General features: G+C 51.0%; 5 protein-coding genes and 2 tRNA genes. 4 read left to right on the top strand and 3 right to left on the bottom strand.

All coding sequences use genetic code 11. From position 1 onward, the window contains the following. The first annotated feature begins 326 nt into the window (after positions 1-326). Positions 327-1,742, top strand: a complete 1,416-nt coding sequence (gene gltX, locus BM007_RS17365; RefSeq protein WP_090420052.1) for a glutamate--tRNA ligase — start codon at positions 327-329, stop codon at positions 1,740-1,742. A gap of 38 nt (positions 1,743-1,780) precedes the next feature. On the opposite strand, the gene BM007_RS17360 is transcribed toward gltX, so the two are convergent. Next, positions 1,781-2,173, bottom strand: coding sequence for a YfeC-like transcriptional regulator (locus BM007_RS17360; RefSeq protein ID WP_032645222.1), 393 nt, complete (start codon positions 2,171-2,173; stop codon positions 1,781-1,783). A gap of 1 nt (position 2,174) precedes the next feature. Further along, positions 2,175-2,537, bottom strand: a complete 363-nt coding sequence (locus BM007_RS17355; RefSeq protein ID WP_048992413.1) for a YfeC-like transcriptional regulator — start codon at positions 2,535-2,537, stop codon at positions 2,175-2,177. Positions 2,538-2,754: 217 nt separating this feature from the next. On the opposite strand from BM007_RS17355, the gene BM007_RS17350 reads away from it, so the two are divergent. From BM007_RS17350 to BM007_RS17340, 3 genes are all read left to right on the top strand, one after another. Then, positions 2,755-2,830: transfer RNA gene (locus BM007_RS17350), tRNA-Ala, on the top strand. Positions 2,831-2,871: 41 nt separating this feature from the next. Next, positions 2,872-2,947, top strand: a tRNA-Ala gene (locus tag BM007_RS17345). A 215-nt stretch (positions 2,948-3,162) separates the two neighbouring features. Further along, entirely contained in the window at positions 3,163-5,352 is a 2,190-nt protein-coding gene (locus BM007_RS17340) for a sensor domain-containing phosphodiesterase (RefSeq protein WP_024907624.1), read from the top strand. A 45-nt stretch (positions 5,353-5,397) separates the two neighbouring features. Here the strand turns inward: BM007_RS17340 and BM007_RS17335 are convergent, their stop codons facing one another. Next, the gene (locus BM007_RS17335) at positions 5,398-6,585 is read right to left on the bottom strand and encodes a NupC/NupG family nucleoside CNT transporter (protein WP_024907625.1); all 1,188 of its coding nucleotides are present in this window, start codon (positions 6,583-6,585) and stop codon (positions 5,398-5,400) included. Positions 6,586-6,715 lie beyond the last annotated feature (130 nt).

Here is a 6,715-nt window from a genome sequence, read left to right as displayed (position 1 = left end):
GATGACGGGCTCGAACCGCCGACCCCCTCCGTGTAAAGGAGATGCTCTACCAACTGAGCTAATCACCCCCGCTGTGTGGAGTCGCATTATAGGGAGAGTTGAAAATGAGTCAACGCATTTTCTAAAGTTTTTATTCGTTCGTCGTAAAATTAAACAAAACGATCGCGAAACGGGCTGTGGCGCATGATTTCTAAACAAAAATCGCAAACCCGGTCATGATAAAGGGATCAACATTGAGGATTCCCCCCACAGTGATAGAATATTGCCCATCGTTTTTTCCCCAGGATTTGCCGATTGCCGGCATCTTTATAACGTAAGGCCATTTCATGAAAATCAAAACTCGCTTCGCGCCGAGCCCGACAGGCTATCTGCACGTCGGTGGTGCACGTACCGCTCTCTATTCCTGGCTTTTCGCACGCCACAACAAAGGTGAGTTCGTGCTGCGTATTGAAGACACCGATCTTGAGCGCTCCACGCCGGAAGCAATTGAAGCCATTATGGATGGGATGAACTGGCTGAATCTGGAATGGGACGAAGGCCCGTATTTCCAGACCAAACGCTTTGACCGTTATAACGCCGTCATTGATGAGATGCTGGTCGCGGGCACGGCGTATAAGTGCTACTGCTCAAAAGAGCGTCTGGATGAGCTGCGCGAAGAGCAGATGGCGAACGGTGAGAAGCCGCGTTATGACGGCCGCTGCCGCCACGACCACAGCGAGCATGCTGCTGATGAGCCTTGCGTCGTGCGTTTTGCTAACCCGCAGGATGGCTCGGTGATCTTTGACGACCAGATCCGTGGCCCGATCGAATTCAGCAACCAGGAGCTGGACGATCTGATCATCCGTCGCACCGATGGTTCCCCAACCTACAACTTCTGTGTTGTGGTTGACGACTGGGATATGGAAATTACCCACGTTGTGCGCGGTGAAGACCACATCAACAACACGCCACGTCAGATCAACATCCTGAAGGCGCTGAACGCGCCGGTGCCTGTTTATGCGCACGTCTCCATGATCAACGGTGATGACGGCAAAAAACTGTCTAAACGTCACGGTGCGGTGAGCGTCATGCAGTATCGTGACGACGGTTATCTGCCGGAAGCGCTGCTGAACTATCTGGTGCGCCTGGGCTGGGCCCACGGTGATCAGGAGATCTTCAGCCGCGAAGAGATGATCGAACTGTTCTCTCTGAGCTCTGTGAGCAAATCAGCGAGCGCATTTAATACCGACAAGCTCCTGTGGCTGAACCATCACTACATCAATACCATGCCGCCAGAATATGTGGCGACGTATCTGCAGTGGCACATTGAGCAGGCAAATATTGATACCCGCACTGGCCCTGAGCTGGCGGATCTGGTGAAACTGCTCGGCGAGCGCTGCAAAACCCTGAAAGAGATTGCCGAAAGCTGCCGCTACTTCTATGAAGAGTTTGATGCGTTCGACGCGGACGCCGCGAAGAAACACCTCCGTCCGGTTGCGCGTCAGCCGCTGGAAGTGGTGCGTGATAAGCTGGCTGCACTCACCGAGTGGACCGCTGAGAATGTGCATCACGCCATTCAGGCAACGGCAGACGAGCTGGAAGTCGGCATGGGTAAAGTCGGTATGCCACTGCGCGTTGCGGTGACCGGTGCGGGTCAGTCTCCGGCGCTGGACGTAACGGTTCATGCCATCGGCAAATCACGCAGCGTGGCGCGCATTAACAAGGCGCTGGACTTCATCGCTGAACGTGAAAATCAGCAGTAATCACGTCTACAAAAACGGCAGGGTAACCTGCCGTTTTTTTATGCCTCTTTTTCCGCGATACCCAGACGTGTAAGAAAACCGTGTATACCCTCGCGTTTCAATAAAGCGTCCAGACGCTTCTGCTCTGACGGAGTCATACTCTCCAGCGTCTCAATAATGCCCGGAGACAGGTTTGAAGAGGGTCCATTATAGGCAGACGTTGCCTCCGCGAGATGGTAAACCGCCTGACGGTTACGGATCGCCGGGAGGCTTATAATATGTTCCTTCACGCGCGCATCAACATGAATGAGCCGAGCCCGACCCCCCTTTACGCCGTTGAGTCCTTCCGTTTTCCACCCCTGCTGGCGTATCCAGCGATTAACCGTTTGTCTGGCCACGCCTAAACACTCCGCCAGCTCTTCCGTGGTCATTTTGCTACGTAATTTTTTCATATCAGTTCTGATCGCGAATCCCTAAACGTTGCAACAATCCGGTAATCCCTTCCCGCATTAACAGCGATGTCATCTGCTTCTGCTCTTCCGGCGTCATTTCATTGGCCAGCGTCAGGAGTAGGGTGTGAAGCGAACCGTCATGGCTGGTGCCTTCCGGCAGTTCGGACGTTTCACTTGCCCGACGTGCGCTGCGGATAAAGTCACGGACTTTTTCGTTCACATGCACCAGGCGCGCTTTCCCGCCCTGGACGCCTGGCTTTGGTGATGTAATCCAACCCTCTTTGCGTACCCATTTATTGATGGTCTGGCGGCTATAGCCAGTGAGGAGGGCTAACTCTTCTGGCGTCATTCGTTCCTTGATCATGCAATTTCCTGAATATCTGTGGGGTTAATTAACGGCTCATTTTATAGCACCGTTTTACGTGAAAACGTGACAGGCTTAACTCCTGACTGCGAGCAGGCTCGCAAAGTGATTCATTTGCATGATTTTTCGGCGATTGAATGGCTTGAATTGATTTTGCCGTTGACACTCCGCAGCGGAATTCATATTATGCCGCCCGTCAACATGACAGCTTTACGATGGGGCTATAGCTCAGCTGGGAGAGCGCTTGCATGGCATGCAAGAGGTCAGCGGTTCGATCCCGCTTAGCTCCACCAAACTCTGAACCCAACAGAGTGCGGTTAGTAAAGTAACATGTGGGGCTATAGCTCAGCTGGGAGAGCGCTTGCATGGCATGCAAGAGGTCAGCGGTTCGATCCCGCTTAGCTCCACCAAAATTGTAAACCCTCGTCAAAAGACGAGGGTTTTTTTTATGTGTTTGTAACACACTCTCCCGTATTTTGTTATCAAAAAGAAGGTATTCTCGTACCTCACTTCAATCGACATCAATAAAGCAGTCTATAAATAGACTTGAACTTGATTCGTGCAATTAATAAACCTATTATCCACCCGGTCAATGATTCGAACGGATAATATACTCATCAGCTTAATGAATAGAAAAACGTACAATAATGTAAAGATATTTATAATTGCCCTGACACTTTGTCTGATTGCGGTACCTGTCTCCCGTTATCTCTCCCCCCGCGCAATGGTTAATGGTCACGACGTTTATTTAGCATGGCTACCGCTAAGCGTTATGCTGGCAGTAATTCTGCTATTTGGGCGCAGGGCAATTCTTCCCATTGTGTTAGGTTTTACTGTCACTAATTTATTTTATGTTAATTTAGCACCGCTACAATATTCAGTTTTACTGTTCTGTCAGACCTTTGCGCTGTTTGCGGCGTGCGGCCTGCTGCGCCTCATGCTGGGCAAGCGCTGGCGTCACAGCATCCCTAACAAGCACATCGGGCTACGTATATTCTGGCTCGGTTTTATTGTGCCATTAGGTATTAAACTGTCGATGTATATGGCAGGCTATTTGTTTGATTTTCCGGTGACTATTTCCACCTTTTTCGGCGAAGGAACGGTAATTTATAACGTTGTGGATATACAAAGCCTGATATGTGCGGCATTGATTTTTACCATGATGTTCTATTACCCATTAAGAATGATAATTAATCCTCGTTATGCCATGACCTTCTGGCGGCGAAGCGTGAAGCCCGTGTTTAATCACAAGAATCTATTATTTATTTTTGTCTGGCTGATGCTTTTAGGCTTCATTCTCGTCATTTTATGTGGTCCTTTTGAATCACCGGTCATTGCGGGCTACTTGATGCCGCTGATTTTTATTCTTTTTACCTTAGCGATAAGCCGCCTGAGCTATGCGCTTATCTCTCTGCTGTGGGCTGCATCCGCGCTCCTGCTGTTGACCTACAACTACAACTTCCTTAACGGGGTGGAATCGGGCCATTCGCTCTCTTTTATCCTGTCCGTGCTTATCTCTTTTGCTATCTGTCTGCTTTACATGTCACGAATTTACCAGCGCAGCGAGTGGCTGAAACGGGGCTGGCAGGGCAGGGCGCTGACCGATCCGCTGACCGGTTTGCCCAATATTCGTGCGCTGGAGGATTACCTCGAGATTCATCCGGAAGCCAAAGTGTGCATTCTGCGTATGGATAACCTGGAGTTTTTGAGCCGCCACTACGGGATTATCATGCGGGTCCACTGCAAACGTACGATCGCCACGTCGCTACAGCCGCTTTTGCAGAAAGATGAGACGCTCTTCCAGCTTCCGGGAAGCGAACTGGTGCTGGTATTACTGGGACCGGGAACCGCCGAGCGTCTCCAGCACATGGTCGATCGGCTGAACAGCCGTAAGATTTTCTGGAACAACACCGGGCTGGATATTGAATTTGGCGCGTCCTGGGGAATGGTCGAAAACGGCGAAAAGCTGCATCACACGCTGGGACAGTTGAGCTGGCTGGCAGAGCAGGCCTGCGGAGAGCAAAACGTTCTCGCGCTCACAAATAGCCTTGAGGCGGCATCAGGCCAAACGACAGAGCGTGTCCTGATGCTGGCGCGAATTAAGCATGCCCTTGAGGCGGGGCAGTTCCATTTATACGCGCAACCGATCCAGAAGGCGGACGGGAGCGGGTATTACGAAATCCTGGCGCGTATGGAGAGCGAGGGCGAGATCTTCACCCCTGACCGCTTTATTCCGCTGATTGCCCAGTTCAACCTCAGCCATCGGTTTGATATGTGCGTCATGGAAAAATTACTGGTATGGCTGCGCGATCACCCTGCAACGCAGGCCGGTGCCCGTTTCTCTGTCAATTTGATGCCGCTCACGCTGATGCAAAAAGAGGTGGCGAACGAGATTTGCGCGCTCTTTGAACGCTACGGCGTTGCGCCGCAGGCCGTCGTGATTGAGATCACCGAAGAGCAGGCCTTCTCAAACTCTGGCTGCAGCATCCACAATATTCAGCAACTGCGGGATTACGGTTTCCGGATTGCCATTGATGATTTTGGTACTGGCTACGCCAACTACGAGCGTCTCAGACGCCTGCAGGCAGATATCATTAAAATTGACGGCTGTTTTGTTAAAGACATTTGTACAGACGATATGGATGCGATGATCGTCCAGTCGATGTGTAATCTGGCGAAGACGAAATCGCTGTGCGTTGTAGCGGAATATGTAGAAACACCTGAGCAGCGGGAGATGCTGCTTCGCTTCGGCGTGGATTACCTGCAGGGCTACCTGATAGGTAAACCCAAACCGCTGGAAGAGTTGCGGGCATAAAAAAACCGGGAGCCAGGCTCCCGGTTTTTTGTTTAACGGTAAACGTTACAGTACCAGTGCCGCGATGGAAGCAGACAGGACGCTCACCAGCGTAGAGCCGTAAACCAGCTTCAGGCCAAAGCGAGAAACCACGTTACCCTGTTCTTCGTTCAGACCTTTAATCGCGCCCGCGATAATCCCGATGGACGAGAAGTTAGCGAAGGAGACCAGGAACACGGAGAGAATGCCTTCCGCGCGCGGAGAAAGCGTGCTGGCAATTTTCTGCAGATCCATCATCGCAACGAATTCGTTAGATACCAGCTTGGTTGCCATGATACTGCCCACCTGCAGCGCTTCGTGCGCAGGAACACCCATCACCCATGCAACAGGGTAGAAGATGTAGCCCAGAATCCCCTGGAAGGAGATACCCAGCACCGCGGCGAACAGGGCGTTCAGGCCAGAAATCAGCGCAATGAAGCCGATCAGCATGGCGGCAACGATAATCGCAACTTTGAAACCAGCCAGAATGTATTCACCCAGCATTTCGAAGAAGCTCTGGCCTTCGTGCAGGTTTGACATCTGGATGTTCTCTTCGCTGGCGTCAACGCGGTACGGGTTGATCAGCGACAGAACGATAAAGGTGCTGAACATGTTCAGAACCAGCGCCGCAACAACATACTTCGGCTCCAGCATGGTCATATACGCACCCACGATAGACATGGAAACGGTAGACATTGCGGTTGCCGCCATGGTGTACATGCGGTTGCGGGACATTTTGCCGAGAATATCTTTATACGCGATGAAGTTCTCAGACTGACCGAGGATCAGGGAACTGACGGCGTTAAAGGATTCCAGCTTGCCCATGCCGTTCACTTTGGATAACAGGAAGCCAATTCCACGAATAATGAACGGCAGAACGCGGATGTGCTGCAGAATACCGATCAGTGCGGAGATGAAGACGATTGGGCAGAGAACCTTCAGGAAGAAGAACGCCAGACCTTCGTCGTTCATTTTACCGAAGACAAAGTTGGTCCCTTCATTGGCGAATCCGAGCAGTTTTTCGAACATTTCGGAGAAGCCTTTTACGAAGCCGAGGCCTACGTTGGAGTTCAGGAAGAACCACGCAAGTAAAACTTCAATGACCAGCAGCTGGACAACATAACGGATACGAATTTTTTTGCGGTCTGTGCTGACCAGCAATGCGAGTGCAGTAACGACAACAAGTGCCAGGACAAAATGAAGGACGCGGTCCATATTTGCTCCAAATATGAGGCAGGTTTAATTTTCGTGCACATTCTATGTAACAAGGGAAAAGAAAACGAGATCGAGGACACACTATAGTTACATCCTGTGACGAGTCTCAAAAATAGTGATCCACAATACA

Source organism: Enterobacter sp. NFIX59, from assembly GCF_900113755.1.
GTDB lineage: Bacteria > Pseudomonadota > Gammaproteobacteria > Enterobacterales > Enterobacteriaceae > Enterobacter > Enterobacter pseudoroggenkampii.
The sequence above is the reverse complement of the archived record's forward strand: the minus strand, read 5'-3'. Positions and strand labels throughout refer to the sequence as shown.

What these genes read in the sequence shown, in the direction of transcription:
- gltX (WP_090420052.1), top strand. Translation starts at nt 327, where the DNA reads ATGAAAATCAAAACTCGCTTCGCGCCGAGCCCGACAGGCTATCTGCAC.
- BM007_RS17360 (WP_032645222.1), bottom strand. Translation starts at nt 2,173, where the DNA reads ATGAAAAAATTACGTAGCAAAATGACCACGGAAGAGCTGGCGGAGTGT.
- BM007_RS17355 (WP_048992413.1), bottom strand. Translation starts at nt 2,537, where the DNA reads ATGATCAAGGAACGAATGACGCCAGAAGAGTTAGCCCTCCTCACTGGC.
- BM007_RS17340 (WP_024907624.1), top strand. Translation starts at nt 3,163, where the DNA reads ATGAATAGAAAAACGTACAATAATGTAAAGATATTTATAATTGCCCTG.
- BM007_RS17335 (WP_024907625.1), bottom strand. Translation starts at nt 6,585, where the DNA reads ATGGACCGCGTCCTTCATTTTGTCCTGGCACTTGTTGTCGTTACTGCA.